This is a genomic window from Deltaproteobacteria bacterium (assembly GCA_016235345.1).
Lineage (GTDB): Bacteria > Desulfobacterota > Desulfobacteria > Desulfobacterales > Desulfatibacillaceae > JACRLG01.
Map to the genome: position 1 here is coordinate 88,996 of JACRLG010000015.1, position 16,585 is coordinate 105,580.

Below are 16,585 nucleotides of genomic sequence, written 5' to 3' on the forward strand. Positions count from 1 at the left end.
GCCTGATTATTGATCTGACTCCAAAAGATCGAGCTGAACCGCCTGCCAGGCGTGAAAAAGGTCCTCGCAGAAACAGTCCCAGCGCAGGCAAAGCTCTTCCGCGCCCTCGCCAAAAAGATCGTCAGGCCCCGTAAGATCGGTTATTTCACCTGAAAATTCCGATACCACATCCGTTTCGGCCCCTTTCAGCAGGTCACGCACAAAGGCTTTAGGCGGATACCACGCGGCGGCCCTCTTGAAATCCCTGTACATCTGGGTCAGAAGCACGTTTCTGGGACCTTCCCATAGCTCGTTCACCGCCGCGTCCCGGTACAGGCGGGGCAATATGGAGAAATCCTCCATAACGCCGTGCCCGCCGAAAATAGACATGGCCTTTCTGAGCATGTCCACCGAATCCTGGGCTACGGTTATCTTTTGAAGCATTATGAGCTGGCGCAGGCGAAACCGTCTTTTCTTGATCTCCGGCTCCTCGTTCTTGCCCAGGCCGCCTTCCAGGCCCCCCGGCATCCTGAAAAATTCGTCGTAAACCGCAAAACACCCAACGGTGGAGCGCATGGCCGCGTCGGAAACGACCTCCAAATCCATCCTCACCATGGGGAAATCGGTCAATTTCACCCCGAAGGCCTTTCGGAAATCCGCGTAGCGAAGGGCCTCCCTCGAAGCCCGGACAAGCCCGGCTGCCCCGCCCAAGGCTATGGTCATGCGCGAAAGGGTAAGCACTATTCCCACTGCGTTTGCGATCCCACGGTCAAGCGGGCCGACCTGATAGGCAAGCGCGCCGTTGTAGGTTATCTCGCCCGTGGTCAGCTCGGCGGTTCCCATCTTCCACTTTATGCGGTCTATGGTGTAGCCGTTTCTGATCTCGCGTTCCCTGTTTCCGGGCAGCCAGGATGGAACCACGAAGACGCCCACCTTTTCGCTTCCGCGCGGCTTGGCCGTGACCACCGCGTAGTCGGCGTGGGTGGCGGAGCAGAAGAATTTTTTTCCGTAGAGCCTGAAATGCCCGTTTTCGGGGACAGCCTCCAGGAGATTGGCCGCCACGTCGCTTCCGCCCTGGATTTCGGAAAGGTACTGCGCGCCTATTGCGAAATTTCCGTCAATACCCTCAGCGATGTGGGCCAGTATGCCCTTAAGTTCATCGGTGTCGGCGAAACGCCTGATAAGTTCCGCCAGGCCTTCTGTGCAGGTAATGGGGCAGACCAGGCAGGATTCGGAATTTTCGGCGATGAGGAACATCTTTATCACCCGCTCCCAGGGCGATGTCCTTTCGGAAAACAGGGCTTCGGAAAAGACCTCCCGCTCCATAAGAAGGGTTTCCATTGGCCTTACGATGCGGTCCACCCTGTTTCCGTGGCCGTCGTAATTCACCAGAAAGGGCCGGTTTTCAGGCGAGGCTGCGGCCTCGGCCAGATCCCTCCATCGAAAGGACGCCTTTGGGGACAGGAGCCTCGCAGCCTTGTCCACCGCCGGAAAGTCCGCGCCTGCAAAACGGGCCAGGACCTTCTGAAGAAAGGGGTCATCTGCGTAGAAATCGAAATTTTTGCGCCATTCCAGAAATTCATTGAAGCTGTAAGGATTGTCGGGATTCGGATAAGTCATGGCCTGATCCTTCCTTCAATAACATTGAGCCTTAAGCCTTTTAGGCCGAAACGGTTGAATTTTTTGCCCGTCACTTTTTTCCGGGCCTGTTGTACCTGCCGGAAAGCATGAGGTTCACTATGTCGGTGTATCCGGACTGGGCGGCCCAGCCCAGGGCGGACATTCCTTCGTTGTCCTTTTCATCGTAGTCCGCGCCGTTTTCCAGCAGAATCCTTGCGATTTCCGCGTGGCCGCTTTCCGCCGCGTACATGAGGGCGGTCATGCCGTCAAAGTCCCTGGTTCGGACGCTCGCCCCCTTTTTAAGTAAAAGCCTCACCAGTTCCGGGTTTCCGGTTATGGTTGCGGCCATGAGCGCGTCCTGCTGTTCCGGGCCTCCCGGAATGTTCGGTTTCGCGCCGTATCCCAGAAGCATTTTGGCAACGTGGTGATGCCCCGCCTGGATCGACAGAAGAAGCGGCGTCTGGCCCACCTTGTCCCTGGCGTTGGGGTCGGCCTTGTACCTTAGAAGAACCGCCGCAGTTTCGGCGTGTCCCCGAAAAGAGGCAAGGTAAAGCGCGGTCTGGCCGTGAACGGTTTTTGCGTCCACCCTGGCCCCTTTCCGGCAAAGGTCCTCCACCGGGTTCGTGAGCCCCTTGTCCGCCAGAAGCATCAGGGGCGTGAGCCCTATCCTGCCGGATTTTACGTTGATGTCCGCCCCCGCCTCAACCAGGGCTGTGACGCATGGAACGTATCCGGCCTCGCTTGCAAGGACGAGGGCGGTGTCGCCGTCCCTGTTTTTCTTTTCAAGCCCCGGCTTTTGAGCCAGAAGAGCGGCAAGCGCCTTTATGTCTCCCGAAAATGCGGCCTTCATGAGAGGGGTCCAGGACGTATCGATCCTTTCAGCGCCCGCCCGGCCCAGGCCGGGTGAACCGCAAAGGAGCAAAAAGGCCAGAAATCCCGAAAAGACAATCTTCATACCCCACCCGCCTTTCAAGGTCCGCGCTCATGTCTTTCTTTACACGCTTTACACCTTTATTATATAGTATTGATCGATGATGGAAGCAATTTCTCCCTTCAATCCCAAAGATGCCGGCCCGGGGGCGGACCTTCTCAAACATCGGGCCGCCGCAATTCAAGCAAACGCAGCGGCATTATCTTAAAACGGCCAGGACGCCTTCAATGGGCTGTTTTTCCGGCACTCGACGAAAAGGAACCCCGTGGACATCGTAACGACCCACAACAGCTCCGATTTTGACGCCGTGGCCTCGCTGGTTGCGGCTGGACTGTTATACCCCGAAGCGGTTCTCGTCATTCCAGGCAGGATCAACGCCAACGTAAAAGGCTTTTTGTCCATCCACAAGGACCTGTTCAACTTCTCCCTAGCAAGGGACCTCGACCTTTCCCAGGCCGACCGGCTGATAGTTACGGACGTCAACCAGTGGGGCCGGATAGACCAGCTCGCCCAGCTCAAAAAAAAGCAGGGCCTTACGGTTCACGTATGGGATCACCACAACGCCGAAACGGACATGGACCCCGAAGAAATCCACCAGGAGACCACGGGCGCATGCACGACCATACTAGTGGAGGAAATCCAGAAGCGGGCCATCCCCATTTCACCCATGCAGGCAACCCTGTTTCTGGCCGGAATCTACGAGGACACCGGCAACCTCACCTTTCCCTCCACCACCTCAAGGGACGCCTACGCCGTCGCATTTTTGCTGGCCAACTTCGCCGACTTGAGCGTGCTTGAAAATTTCCTTCGCCCCACCTACGGCCCAAAACAAAAGGACATCCTCTACGAGATGCTTCAAAACGCGGAACGCATAAAGGCCAACGGTTTCCGCATAAGCATCTGCGCCATGGAGATAAAGGGCCACATAAACGGGCTCTCCCTGGTTGTCCACATGTACCGCGACATCTTGAACCTCGATGCCGCCTTCGGCATTTTTACCGACCCGGAGCAGAAAAGAACCATAGTCATCGCCCGGAGCGGGGTTGACGGACTGGACGTTGGCAAGATGATGCGGACCATGGGCGGCGGCGGGCACCCGGCGGCGGCCTCGGCCATGCTGAAGGACGTCAGCTCCGAGGGCGTCAAGGAATGGATCCTGGAACTCATCCGCGACAACAGAAGAAGCTCCGCCACCATAGGCGACCTCATGTCCTTTCCAGTGGAATCCATCGATCCTGAAATGAAGATGGACGAGGTGGCGAAAATCCTGGAAAACAAGAAATATTCGGGAATGCCTGTGGTGTCGGAAGGCAGGCTCTTGGGCGTAATCTCGCGGCGCGACGTCAACAAGCTGAAAAAGACCTCCCAGTGGAGAGCGCCTGTAAGGGCCTTCATGTCAACGGACGTAACCACCGCGCCCCCCAACATGGGGGTTCCCGAAGCCGCCAGGCTCATGGTGAAACACGACATAGGAAGGCTTCCCGTGGTGGACGAGGGCCAGCTCATAGGCATTTTCACCCGTTCGGACGCCATGATCTACTATTACGACCTTCTGCCGGAGTAGCTTTTTTCAAGGCATGAACACGGCTTTGAAAAAATTTGGTTTCCCCAATATATTCTTTTCCCACACCTGGAAACGAGAGGATTATTTATGCGCAAGGTGTCCGAAATAATGACAAAAGACGTGGTGACGGTTACGCCCGACCTTGAGATAGCAAAGGCCGCCCAGATTCTTCTGGACCGGCGCATAAACGGCGTGCCGGTGGTGGACGGAAATGGCAGGCTTGTGGGCATTCTGTGCCAGAGCGACATAATAGCCACCCAGAAGCGCTTCCCCCTGCCCTCCTTCTTTTCCCTTCTGGACGGAATCCTGCCCATAGGAAGCGGGCGCATGGAAAAGGAGCTTGCCAAGATGAGCGCCGCCACCGTGGGCCAGGCAATGACCGAAAAGCCGGTTTTCGTGGCTCCCGATTCAACGGTGGAGGAGGCCGCGACACTTATGGTGGAGAAGAAATTTCACACCCTCCCGGTTGTTGAAAACGGCCTTCTTGTGGGGGTGGTGGGCAAGGAGGACGTTCTGCGGACCATGGTTCCCTGATCATCCCGTTTCAACCTGAAAAAGGCAGGCCGGTCGGCCCTGCCTTGGGGTGTCCCCTCAGATGGAACAACCTCCAAAAACGAGATGAACTTGAATCAGAATCCGGGGCGGAAGCTCGACAGATACCTCGTAAGCCTCATCCTTCTTGGCCTTATGGGCCTCACGGCCTTTCTTTACCTTGAAACCCGTACATTCTCCTTTCTGAATTTTGACGATCCCCACTACGTCTATGAAAACCACCTGGTGATCGGGGGGCTTTCCCTTGAAAACGCCGCCAGGGCCTTCACCACGGCTCCGGCAGGCCAGTGGCTGCCGCTTCTGTGGCTCTCCTTCATGCTGGACTCATCCCTTTTCGGCATGGACCCCGGAGCCTTTCATCTGGTCAACGTCCTTTTCCACTTTTTTAACGTGCTTCTTGCCTTCTGGATCTTTTTCACCATCACGAAGGCCCCCCTTAAAAGCGCCTTCATAGCTTTCATTCTTGCGGCCCACCCAACACACGTTGAGTCCGTGGCCTGGGTGGTGGAGAGAAAGGACGTGCTTTCGACGTTTTTCCTTTTTCTGGCCATCCTTGCCTACGCCCGCTACTGCAAAAGGCCCTCAGCCGGGCGATACGCGATGACGGCCCTTGCCATGACGTTTTCCCTCATGGCCAAATCCACAGCCATGACTCTGCCATGCGTCTTTTTGCTTCTGGATTTCTGGCCATTGAAAAGGTTCGGGCGGGCCGGAAACGATGAACCTGAGGAGTCCATTGAAAGGGCCTCTTTAGGCCGACTCGTGCTGGAGAAGCTCCCGCTCCAGGCCCTGGCCCTTGTCATCGTAATTATCAACATGCTGGCTTTCAAGGCCATGACCCAGGACATCGGGCTCGACCAGGTGGACTTTATCCTTCGGGTAAAGATCGCCATCACATCTTATGCCGGATACCTTTTAAAATTTTTCCACCCCCATCCCCTTTCGGTCATGTTTCCGAGGCCGGAGGCAGTAGCCTCGGCCTCAGTCATAACAAGCCTTCTAATACTTGCCGCAGTCACGGCGTTCTGCCTTGTTCTCGTCCGCAAAAGGCCGTACCTCCTGGTGGGCTGGCTGTGGTTTCTGGGAACCCTTCTGCCCATGAGCGGGCTTTTCATATTAGGCCCCCACGCCATGGCCGACCGTTACACCTACGTGCCTTATCTTGGGCTCTCCCTGGCCCTGGCCTTCGGGGCTTGGGACATCTCAACCCACCTTGGCGGTTTTCGCGGAAAAGCTGCTTACGCCATCCTGGCATGCACGGCCATTTATTATCTCGCCGCCGATACTAAGGACTACGTGCCCAAATGGAAGGACAACTTCACGCTCTACACCCATTCCCTAAGCGTCGTTAAGGACAACTGGCCCATGGAGAACAACCTGGGCGCGGTTCTTTTTCAGGAAGGCAGGGTGAATGAAGCCCTTGTCCGATTTGAAAATTCCGTAAGGGTCAAGCCCCATTACTCGGACGCCCACAACAACATGGGCGTGGCCCTGGACCGGCTCGGACGGACCCCTGATGCCGTGGATCATTTTGAAAAGGCCCTCAAAAGCCAGCCCGGAATGGCCAAGGCCCGTCTCAACCTTGCGGGAATTTTAACGAGGCAGGGCGATTACAGGGCAGCCGGAGCCCATTACGAAAAGGTCCTTTCCACCGACCCGGACCATCCTGAGGCCCTCTATCGCCTGGGCACGCTTTTTCTTTTACAGGAAAACCCAAAGGCTGCGGCTGAGACCTACGGGAAACTTTTGAGAGCCGACCCCGGATACCCGGAAAGGCTCGGGAACCCTGATGTCTTTGTAAACCTTGCCTCCGCCTTGCTCCAAACCGGAAGGACCGAAGGAGCCAAGGCCCTTTATGGCGAAGCCCTGAAGCTGAAACCGGGGTCGGCCCCGGCCCTTCTGGGGCTTGGCCAGGCGCTCCTTGAACTTAATGAGGCCATGGAAGCGGAGGCCGCTTTTCGGGAAGCCCTGGTCCGTGGGGCTGATCCGGCCAGGGCGGAATTCTTCTTGGGACTTAGTCAGGTTGTTCAGAACAAGCCCTTGGAGGCGATCCCAAGTTTCAAAAAGGCCCTTGCCGCCGACCCGGAATTCCTCGCCGCCCGCCTGAATCTGGCAGTGGCCCTTTCCCAGACGGGCAAGCCCGAAGACGCAGTGGAGGAGTATGGAAAGGTGCTGGCCCAGGACCCCAAAAACGAAATGGCGATAAAAAACCTGGGGCTTCTGGAAACAGGCCGGGAAAGAAAGGGCGCGAGATGACTGACGCCGAAACCCCCATGTTGAGCCTTGCCGCCCCGGCCTACAACGAGGCCGGCGGAATCGAGGCCGTGGTGCGGGACTGGGTGAGGGTGCTTTCCGGGTCGGGCGAGAGCTTCGAGATCGTGGTGGCGAACGACGGCAGCTCTGACGGGACCGGCGAGGTCCTCGACCGGCTCGCAGCCGAAATTCCCCAGCTTAGGGTGGTGCACGAAAAGGTCAACCACGGGTACGGCCACGCAGTGAGCCTTGCCATGAAAAGCGCCGCCGGGCTCTATGTGGCTTCCCTCGACTCGGACGGCCAGTTCGATCCGGCTGACGCCCTCTCCTTCCTCCAAAAGGCCCGGCAGGAGGGCCTGGACGGCGTGAACGGCAGACGCATGGGGAAGAAGGACTCCCTTATTCGGGTCCTGGCGGACCGGGTCCTGAACCTTATTGTCCGGGTTCTTTTCGGCACGCGCCTTTCCGACACCAACTGCGCCCTGAAACTCATCCGCCGGGAACTTCTCAAGGAACTCACCCTTGATGCCAGGGGCTACCCCTTTCCCACCGAGCTTGTTTTGAAACTGGAAGCCAAGGGGGCAAAAATCGCCGAAATGCCCGCCAATCATTACGAAAGGGCTTCCGGGAAAAGCCATTTGAAGGTCTGGGACACCGGGTGGAAAATGCTGTGGTTCCTCTTATATTTGAGGCTCCGGCTTTCGCTTTTCAAGCGAGGCATTATCCAGAGACCATGACGCGGTTTTTCCGGAGGGGGGAATTCATGGATTCCGATACAGTCAAGGAACAGGAAATCAAGGGCGTTATCCTGGCCGCAGGCAAGGGCAGCCGCATGGGGCTTCTGCCCAGCGCGCTCCCCAAGCCCGTGCTTCCCATACTCAACCGGCCCATCATCTACCACCAGCTTTCGGCCATGGCCCGCCTTGGCATCAAGACCGTTTTCCTGGTGGTGGGGCACCAGGGCTATCTGGTGGTGCGGGAGATCGAGCGGCTGCCAAGCCTGGGGCTTTCCATCCATTATCTGAGCCAGGACCAGACCTTGGGCATCGCCCATTGCGTGGGCCAGCTCGAAGCCAGCGTTGACGGGCCTTTTCTGATGTTTCTGGGTGACATCTATTTCGAGGCCCCCCGCATGGAGGAGATGGTCCGGCTTTTCAGAAAGCCCGGCGTTGACGGGGTTCTGGGCGCGGTGCATACAGAGCGCCTCGATGAAATAAAGAAGAATTTTTCCATAATCGAAGACCACGATGGACGGGTCTCCAGGGTCATCGAAAAGCCCCGGTACCCCAAGACGGACCTCAAAGGAACCGGCCTCTACCTCTTCTCGCCGGTGATCTTCGACGCCATTCGCCGCACCCCCCGCACCGCCATGCGCGACGAGTACGAGATCACCGACAGCATACAGATCATGATCGACGACGGCTACCGCCTTCTGGCCTCCACCTGCATCGATGCGGACTTAAACGTCACTTATCCGGGCGACCTTCTGGACATCAACTTAAGGCTCCTGGAAAGCAGGGGGCTTTCAAGGCTTCTGGGGGAAAACGTGACCCTTGGCGCGGGCTCCGAGGTAACGGAGTCGGTGGTTGGGGACGGGGTCGAAATCGGGGCCGGAGCCAAGGTCAGCCGATCGGTCCTTTTCGCGGGCGTTAAGGTTCCTAATGGCGCGGAACTGGACCGCGTGGTCCTGACCCGCGAGGGGCAATGGAAGAAGTGACGAGCCATACAGGAAAGGAGTCAGCCTCTTGAAATCCGCACCTCTGTTCCTGGTGACCGGCGGCGCAGGCTTCATAGGCTCGCACCTCACCGACCTTCTGATAAATGAAGGATACCGGGTCCGGGTTCTGGATGACCTGTCCACCGGCCTTGCCGAAAACCTGAACCCCGAAGCCGAGTTCGTCAATTGCGACGTGGGCGACGAGGCAGGGGTGATGGACGCCTTAAAAGGCGTTGACACGGTCTTCCATCTGGCGGCGCGGGTTTCCATCCGCCACTCGGTGGACAGTTTTGCGGATGACGCAAAAACCAACATCATGGGTTCCCTCAACGTGTTCAGGGCGGCAAGCCTGGGGCGGGCGCGGCGCGTGATCCTGGCAAGCTCAATGGCAGTCTACGCGGACGAGGAGCATGGGGGCAATGTTGACGAAGGCCACCCGGCGGAGCCCCTCTCCCCTTACGGCCTGGGAAAGCTCACGGCGGAGAGGTATCTCTTCATGCTGGCGAAAACCCTCGGCGTAGAACCCGTGGTTCTCCGGCTTTTCAACACATACGGCACCCGCCAGGGATTCACCCCCTACGTGGGAGCGGCCACCATCTTCATCACCAACGCCCTTCTGTCAAAGCCCTCCCCCATTTTCGGGGACGGGCTCCAGCGCCGGGACTTCGTGCATGTTTCGGATGTGGCCAGGGCCTTTCTTCTCGCGGCGCAAAAAAATGAGGCCGCAGGCCGGATTCTTAACGTGGGCACGGGAGTCGGCACCACTGTGAACGAACTTGCGGCCCTGGTGCGAAAGACCCTTGGCCGGGGGGATTTTATCCCTGCTCCCGCACAGGGCTCGGAGCTGAAAAACTCGGTGGCCGATATAGGCGCGGCCCGGAAGGTATTGGGCTACGAGCCACAAAAGGAGCTTTCCGAGAGCCTTTTCGAAGTGGTGGAATACATCAGAAAGGAACGTGTCTCCGAAGCATTTTCAGCTTGAACGAAAACAGGAATTTAAAAATGAAAAAGGCGGCCATTCCAGAATCGAACCGGAATGGCCGCCATTTTTATCTTACAGCCTGCCTGCAAAAAGCTACGGCGCGCCGAACATTGAAGGATCAAAGCCCGGCGGCATCTGGCCCATCTCCATGCCGGACGGAGGGCCTTGCGGCTCTGCTACAGGTTTTTCCTCCAGTGCTTCGGCGTCCCTTGCCAGGTAATCGCAACGCCATTTCCCGACCCGGAAAACCCAGGGAGAGAGGCGGTCGTTGTCCTTTTTCGCCTCTGCCGCCACCTTCTTGTCAGCGCCGGAATAAAGCACCTGAATGCGCACCGGGCATCCGTCCTCGGTGGTGGCTCCCAGAACGCTCACCCTGTAGGTGACGCCCGCGAAGCTCACGAAGTCGATGATGCTGGTCGCCAATATTCCGGGATCGGGCCTGTCAGCGTCATCGCAGGTGAGGGACCCAAGGAACTGGGTCATGCGCTCAATGCTTCCACGGCTGGTCTTCTTGCCCGCCGGAAAAACCACTGCGGTGATTTCCTTGCCCTTTTCCGCCCTGGCAAGCTCGTAGACCGCGACGGGGCTGATCCCCTGCCCTGCTGCCCTGCAGGTTATTGACTTTATTTCGGTCGCCTCCACGCTGACAAGGGCCTTATCCATCCAGTCGGCGGGTTTTTGCTCCTCCATCTCGAAAAAGCGATCCACCAGGTAAATCTTTTTCCCATCGCCGGTAAGGACGAACTGGCCCTGGGGCATTCCCTCGAACTGGTCCTTGCCGCTGCGTTCCCTGCCCACCAGAAGCCGCACTATTTCGCCGCCCTTGTCGTCCATGACAATAAAGAGCGCGCCGCGATTGTCCTTTTTGGATGCGGAATCCGCCGGGCTCGCCAGGGTGAGGCGCGCGATTCTTTCCGGGGTGGCGTCAAAGGAGCGGCCCACCTTGAGCTCGGTAAGGCCCCTTAAAAACCGGGAGACCTTGTCGAAATCGGCGGGGTAGTCGAAGCCCTTGTCCACCTGCCAGCCATTTGCCTTGCGGGTGACCGTAAAGGAGCCATCGGCGGATGCGACCTTGATGAGCGTTGCCTTGTTGACGTCCAGTTTCTCGAAAAGAAGCGAGCCCATGCTGACTTCGGCGTCTTTTTGGCTCGAAAGGTAAAGAATCAGGGCTGTTACGCCCGAAAGCGCCACCAGAACCGCGAGCATCACAAGCAAAGTCCTGTTTCTCATGGCCTGTCGGTTCCTTTCGCGATTTCCCTGTCAGACCTGCTTCGGCGGGTCCTGTACAGGCCGAAGGCGACTCCGAAGACCGCCACCAGGAAGGCCATCAGGAAGATATTGATGAACTTGAGCAGGGTGCCCAGGTCATCCACGTCCTCACGAAGCTTTTTGCGGACATCCCGCAGTTCCTTGGCAATGGCCACGGACTGGTCCTTGAAGGTCTGGATTTCCTTCTGCTGCTCCGGGCTGATTATCATGCGCTGGGAGGCGTCCTTCTGCTGCTCCAGCTGGCGCAGCCTTGCAGTGGCCTCCTCCTCCTTCTTCATCAGCTCGTTTTCCCGCTCCATCCATTTATCCTTGGCCTTGGACTGAATATCCAGGACCTTGGTGAAGGGGCGGTCGAACTTGCCCCGGCTTCTTATGCCGATGAGCGCGTCGCCGCTGGTGAGAAGCTCGCAGGTGTTTAAAAGGAAGGTCAGGTTGTCGTTGAAAAGCCCCATGCGCAGAAAGCCCATGTAGTTCTGCTTTATCATGTAGGAATCGTCGGCCAGCCCGTCGCAGTCGGAGACCAGAATGACCGTGGATTCCTTGGCCGATTGCGCGATGTGCCGACTCTTGTCAACGGCGGCGTCCGGAGATTCCGGGTCGTGGGGCGGGCCTTCGGGAAAGGACGAGTTGAACTTGCCGTTGACCCTCACGGCCAGCGCAAGCTCCTTTTGGCCGTCCTTGAATTCCTCCTGGATCATGCGCTCGCCCAGTGTGGTGGTGAAGGCTTCCACAAGGCCGGACTGGGCCGTGCTCTTGATGAGGACCTCCCATTCACCCTTCCACTTTTCGCTTTTTTCGAACGAGCCCGCCACCGGGAAGAGCATGGAATTCAAGTTGGCGGTGAGTATGCTCTTGGTGTTCAGGGCCTTTTCCCTGGCCGTGATCCAGGCGGGGTTGAATTCCACGAAATTGAACTGGTTGCGCACCTGGGTGGCCTGCTTCAGATCGGCCACCGCCTTGCCCGCCACCATGTTGAAGCCCCAGCCCGCGAAAACCCTGTCAAGCTCGGAAGTCTGAAGGGCCTGGGCCTGGTTGGGCCGGGCTTCGGGGTCGTTCAGGCACAGGGGGTCCTGGTAGATGACTGCGTTTTTGCCGGAAAGAACGAACTGGTCAACGGCGTAGGCCATGCGATAACCGAGCCGCTTGGGATAGACCACCAGCAAGAGGTCTATGGTGGGATCGATATCCGTGGCGTTGGGCGAAATCTGCTTTACCTCGTAGGTCTTTTTAAGCTCGGAAATGAAGAACCAGGGTTCGGTTCCCGGAGTTCCGGGCGGCACGTTGGGCTGGTTCTGCACACCGAAAACCGGCAGGCCCGCAAGGATGCCTATGGTCTTCTTCTTGTTTTCCTGAAGGGTCATGATGGTGCGGGTGATGTCGTATTCCAGAAGCTGCTCGCGGGCCTGGTCGAGGAAGGGCATGGCCTCCTCGCGCTCTGCGGCCACGGCCACCATGCCGAAGTACACCCGGTTGCCGTCTCCGGTGGTCCGGGCCTCGATGCCGTATTTGTTGGCCCAGTCCTCCTCGTCGGAGTCCTCCTTGGGGTCGTATTCCTCAACCCTCACCTTGCCCTTGCTGACGCTTTCGTATTCCTTGAGAATCTCCACCACTTTTTTGGCGTATTCCTTGATGGGTATGGGAATGCGCTCGTTGGACTTTGAAAAGAACACCTTGAACACAACCGGCTCATCGATGTTCCTGATTATGGTCTTGGTGTTTTTGGTGAGCGAGTAAAGGTCCTCCTGGGTTATGTCCCACCTGAGTCTCACGAATGAAAAAATCACGTTGACCAGAATGAGGCTTGCCAGAAGAATCAGGACTCCCGTGGTGGACAAAAGATGCTTGCTGATATTGCCTTCCTTGCCGGGCATTGGTTGGTCTCCTTGAACGCTATCCGGATTACGGGTCTTTTTGGACTATGAGCTCCTGCGGCCCGTAAGAATCACGCCGGTCAGGACGAGCATGAAGGACATGAGCGAAAAATAGTAGATGAAATCCCGCAGATCGAGCACTCCCTTTTGCATGCCCATGTAGTGGGTCATGATGGAAAAGCCCGAAATGAGTTCGATGACGAGCCTCGGAAGTTTTCCCGCCAAAGCGTCGGTCACGGGCGGCCAGCCCGCCATGACGAAAAAAAGTCCGATCACCACCGAAACCACGAAGGAAATGACCTGGTTCCGGGTCATGGCGGAGGTCATGGTGCCTATGGAAAGATAGGCTCCGGCAAGCAACATGCTTCCCACGTAGGCGGTGAACACCGCGCCCAGGTCCGGATCACCAAGGTACATCGCCGTAATGACGAGCGGGAAGGTGAGAACGAGGGAGATTCCCATGAACATCCAGGCTGCAAGAAATTTCCCCAGAATGGCCTGGGTGAGGGTGAGAGGCAGGGTGAGCATCAGCTCCATCGTCCCGCTCTTGCGCTCGTCGGCCCACAGGCGCATGGCCACCGCCGACACCATGAAAAGGAATATCCAGGGGTGCCACTCGAAAAAGGGCCGCAGGTCAGCCTGGCCGGCCTCGTAGAATTTTGAAATATTGAAGGTGAAAAACCCGCATAAAAGCAGGAAGATCACTATGAAGACGTATGCTATGGGCGAGCCGAAATAGCTCCACAGCTCACGGGCCATCACGGCCCTAACATTGGGCACGAACCGCTTGTCCATGGTAAGCTCCCGCTCCTACCTTTGGGTAATCCTGCGAAAAACCTCGTCAAGGCGGCCTTTTTCCGTATCCAGGGCCGAAAGCGCCACGCCCGATTGAGCCAGGCGCTTCACCACGCCGTCGGCAAGGGCGGCCTCGCCCGGCGCAGGGTAGGCCCTTAAAACCACGTCGGTCCCTGCCCTATCCAGCACCTCCACCTTGATCACCCCTTCGAGGGCGCGGATGGCGGATAGAGCCTCATTTTCCGACGCCTTGGGCACGGTGAAGTTGACGCATCCGTGGACTGCGGACATGCGGCGCAGGCCTTCGGGTGTGTCGTCGGCCACTATGACTCCCTTGGCGATGACGATGGCCCTGGTGCAGACCGCGTCCACCTCTTCCAGGATGTGGGTGGAAAGGATTATGGCCTTTTCCCTGCCCATGGCCCGGATCATGCTTCTTACCTCGTGCTTCTGGTTGGGGTCGAGCCCGTCCGTGGGCTCGTCCAGAATGAGGTATTCCGGGTCGTGAAGTATGCTCTGGGCGAAACAGACCCTTTGCTTGAAGCCCTTCGACAGGGTTCCCACGTTCTGGCGGCGCACCTCGGTGAGAAAGCATTTCTCGATGGTGGCGTCTATGGCCCTTTTCTTCTCCGCCCCGGAAAAACCCCTTATCCGGGCCACGAAATCCAAAAAGGCCGTTACGCTCATGTCCTGGTAGGCCGGTGCATTTTCCGGCAGATACCCGATTTTTTTCCGGGCGGCCAGGGAATCGGTGGTGACGTCCGAGCCTCCGATCAGGGCAGTCCCCGCGCTTGGCGGAAGATAGCCCACGATCATGCGCATGGTTGTGGATTTTCCAGCCGCGTTCGGGCCGAGAAAACCCAGGACCTCGCCCTTCCTGACTGAAAAGGATACGTTGTCCACAACCTTGCTTTGCCCGAAGAACTTGGTCAGTTGCCTGGCTTCGATCATGGATGGGCGTCCTGTTGGGTTAGAATGGCCCCTGTCTTTTGGTAAAGACGGGCCGGGATGAAATGGGGAACAACTTTTCCGGAAATATTGCAAAGGATCTGCCGCTTTGTCTGCAAGCGAGAGTTATCACGGCAAAAAAAAAGACCCGAAGAAAGGGGGCGGCCCCGCCTTCCTGTCAGGTGTGGCAACAAAACAGAAACAGGGCCGGTTGTCAAGAACGCGCGGCCTTTTGCCCCAAATTTTCCTTTGAAAACCGGCGTCAGTGAAAAATTCCGGCTTTTGAGGCGTCCTCCATGGTGTTTGCAGCCTGAAAATTTTGCGCTGGCTCTGTGAAGCCTGCGTCGAACCTTGCCGGACTGCATTTTTTGACCTTCTCGTATTGTTATTGGGAATCATTAAAGAATACTGTGTCCACTAATGTAAAACTTATGTAAAAGTATTGCAAAATTGGTATTTAGCATGTAGATGATTATGATTCATTTATAAATCAAATCGTGATGAAAACCTTCCGGAACAGGGCGGGACAGCCAGCCGTCGGGAGGTTTTGACTCAGGCATGGTCGATGGCCGTGTTGCATCTGCATTTTTTTTTGGAGTGTTATCCGTCAAGCTCCGGGCCGTTATCAGGCCTGTGCCAGACCTGACTTTGGCGAAAGACCGCCGTTAACTCAAAGGCGCGTTTTTTTCCGGTTCACGCCGGTCTGCAAAAAGGCCTGCACCTTTTCGCCGGAAAGCCCGGCGGAATCAGCAAAATGGGGGATCGAGATGAAAAGCATCAGAAACGCCGTTGCGGCTTTATTACCCTGCATGGTCCTGTGTTCGCTTTTGGCGGGAAATGCGGCTCCTGTCTTCGGCGCGCAGGAGGATTCCGCAAAATACATCTGGAAGGTGGGAACCCTGGCCCCCAAAGGAATAGGCTGGGCCAAGCAGGTGGAGGAAATCCTCATGCCCGAAATCGCTGCGGCATCCAACAACCAGCTTCGCCTCAAGGTTTTCTGGGGCGGGGCTGTGGGGGATGACGAGGCGTACATCGCCAAGATGAAGATAGGCCAGCTTCAGGCAGCCGGGCTTTCCGGCCAGGGCGCACGGGTGGCCTGCCCGGAATTTGCGGTGGTGGAGCTTCCCTTTCTTTTCAGGAATTACGACGAGGTGGATTACATCCGCGAGCGCATGATCCACAGTTTCGATTACTACTTTGAAAAACGGGGACTGAAACTGGCCTTCTGGATTGACCAGGACTTTGACCAGCTTTACTCGTCCAAGTCCCCAATGGCCTCTTTGGAGGATTTCAAGGCGCTCCGCTTCGTGACATGGTACGGCCCCATAGAAAAGACCCTTTTCGACGCCCTCGGAGCCCAGACGGTTCCCCTGGATGTTCCCCAGATAGCCACGTCATGGCGCTCAGGCAGGATAGACAGCGGAATATCACCCGCAATCTGGATGGTGGGCGCACAGATGTATTCAACGGTGCGCTTCATCAACACCGTAAAAATCAGGTATTCCCCGGCGGCAATAGTGGTGTCCCTAAAGGCCTGGAATGCCGTCCCGACCGCTTATCTGGACGCCATATGGGACAGGCGGGAGCAGATCACGAGGCGTTTCACCGAGGGAACCCGCAGGGACAACCAGAAAAGCATAGCCGCCATGCTTGGCTACGGAGTGAAGGAAACCGTGATGTCCAAGGCCGAGATGGCAAAGCTGAAGACAAAGGCCATGACCGTTTACGACACTTTGGCGGACAGGGAATATCCTTCCGACCTCCTGGACGAGCTTATGCGGCATCTCCAAGCCTTCCGGTCCGGGAAGGGCCAGGCCTCCGAGCCGGAATGGAAGGCCAAGAAAGGCGGCAACGGAGCCAAGGACGCCACTTGGCAGGAGCGCCGCAAACAGGTGACTCAGGTCCAGGAACGCTTGAGGGCCCTTGGGCATTACAGCGGCACTGTGGACGGCGTTCTGGGGCCCATGTCCTATGACGCCATCCGCAAGTACCAGAAGGAAAAGGGCCTCAAGGTCACCGGAGCCGCTGACAAGGCTACAACCGACTCGTTGGGCGTGAAGTGACCGCCTGTTGAATAACGCGAATCGGGGTTTTCTGTTTTGGA

14 protein-coding genes are annotated in these 16,585 nt (G+C 57.3%); 7 read left to right on the top strand and 7 right to left on the bottom strand.

Annotated features, from left to right (window positions below; all coding sequences use genetic code 11):
• Positions 1-6: 6 nt before the first annotated feature.
• Both HZB23_07715 and HZB23_07720 read right to left on the bottom strand, forming a co-directional pair.
• Entirely contained in the window at positions 7-1,599 is a 1,593-nt protein-coding gene (locus HZB23_07715) for an acyl-CoA dehydrogenase family protein (GenBank protein MBI5844537.1), read from the bottom strand.
• Between the two features lie 70 nt (positions 1,600-1,669).
• Positions 1,670-2,554, bottom strand: a complete 885-nt coding sequence (locus HZB23_07720; GenBank protein ID MBI5844538.1) for an ankyrin repeat domain-containing protein — start codon at positions 2,552-2,554, stop codon at positions 1,670-1,672.
• A 241-nt stretch (positions 2,555-2,795) separates the two neighbouring features.
• Here HZB23_07720 and HZB23_07725 point away from each other — a divergent pair, with 241 nt between their 5' ends.
• The 6 genes from HZB23_07725 to HZB23_07750 all read left to right on the top strand — a co-directional run bounded on the left by HZB23_07725 (position 2,796) and on the right by HZB23_07750 (position 9,598).
• Positions 2,796-4,094 (top strand): CBS domain-containing protein, encoded by a 1,299-nt coding sequence (locus HZB23_07725; GenBank protein MBI5844539.1) that lies wholly within the window; start codon positions 2,796-2,798, stop codon positions 4,092-4,094.
• A gap of 87 nt (positions 4,095-4,181) precedes the next feature.
• Complete coding sequence (locus HZB23_07730; protein ID MBI5844540.1) at positions 4,182-4,628, top strand: CBS domain-containing protein; 447 nt, start codon at positions 4,182-4,184, stop codon at positions 4,626-4,628.
• A gap of 90 nt (positions 4,629-4,718) precedes the next feature.
• The gene (locus HZB23_07735) at positions 4,719-6,902 is read left to right on the top strand and encodes a tetratricopeptide repeat protein (GenBank protein ID MBI5844541.1); all 2,184 of its coding nucleotides are present in this window, start codon (positions 4,719-4,721) and stop codon (positions 6,900-6,902) included.
• Positions 6,899-7,636, top strand: a complete 738-nt coding sequence (locus HZB23_07740; GenBank protein MBI5844542.1) for a glycosyltransferase family 2 protein — start codon at positions 6,899-6,901, stop codon at positions 7,634-7,636. The genes HZB23_07735 and HZB23_07740 overlap by 4 nt, the downstream gene beginning before the upstream one ends.
• A 26-nt stretch (positions 7,637-7,662) precedes the next feature.
• Positions 7,663-8,616, top strand: a complete 954-nt coding sequence (locus HZB23_07745; GenBank protein MBI5844543.1) for an NTP transferase domain-containing protein — start codon at positions 7,663-7,665, stop codon at positions 8,614-8,616.
• Between the two features lie 28 nt (positions 8,617-8,644).
• Positions 8,645-9,598: an NAD-dependent epimerase/dehydratase family protein gene (locus tag HZB23_07750; protein ID MBI5844544.1), complete on the top strand. Its 954-nt coding sequence runs from the start codon at positions 8,645-8,647 to the stop codon at positions 9,596-9,598.
• Positions 9,599-9,691: 93 nt separating this feature from the next.
• Here the strand turns inward: HZB23_07750 and HZB23_07755 are convergent, their stop codons facing one another.
• From HZB23_07755 to HZB23_07775, 5 genes are read right to left on the bottom strand one after another with little or no spacing between them, the layout of a single operon-like run.
• The gene (locus tag HZB23_07755) at positions 9,692-10,828 is read right to left on the bottom strand and encodes a DUF4340 domain-containing protein (protein MBI5844545.1); all 1,137 of its coding nucleotides are present in this window, start codon (positions 10,826-10,828) and stop codon (positions 9,692-9,694) included.
• A complete protein-coding gene (locus tag HZB23_07760) occupies positions 10,825-12,738 on the bottom strand; it encodes a GldG family protein (GenBank protein ID MBI5844546.1) in 1,914 nt (637 codons plus the stop codon). Before HZB23_07760 ends, HZB23_07755 begins: the two co-directional genes overlap by 4 nt.
• Positions 12,739-12,783: 45 nt before the next feature.
• Complete coding sequence (locus HZB23_07765; protein ID MBI5844547.1) at positions 12,784-13,497, bottom strand: ABC transporter permease subunit; 714 nt, start codon at positions 13,495-13,497, stop codon at positions 12,784-12,786.
• Positions 13,498-13,548: 51 nt separating this feature from the next.
• Positions 13,549-14,484 carry an ATP-binding cassette domain-containing protein gene (locus HZB23_07770; GenBank protein ID MBI5844548.1) on the bottom strand — a complete coding sequence of 312 codons (936 nt, stop codon included), beginning with the start codon at positions 14,482-14,484 and terminating at the stop codon, positions 13,549-13,551.
• Positions 14,481-14,846, bottom strand: a complete 366-nt coding sequence (locus HZB23_07775; GenBank protein MBI5844549.1) for a hypothetical protein — start codon at positions 14,844-14,846, stop codon at positions 14,481-14,483. Before HZB23_07775 ends, HZB23_07770 begins: the two co-directional genes overlap by 4 nt.
• A gap of 402 nt (positions 14,847-15,248) precedes the next feature.
• On the opposite strand from HZB23_07775, the gene dctP reads away from it, so the two are divergent.
• The gene (dctP, locus tag HZB23_07780) at positions 15,249-16,544 is read left to right on the top strand and encodes a TRAP transporter substrate-binding protein DctP (protein ID MBI5844550.1); all 1,296 of its coding nucleotides are present in this window, start codon (positions 15,249-15,251) and stop codon (positions 16,542-16,544) included.
• Positions 16,545-16,585: the final 41 nt, after the last annotated feature.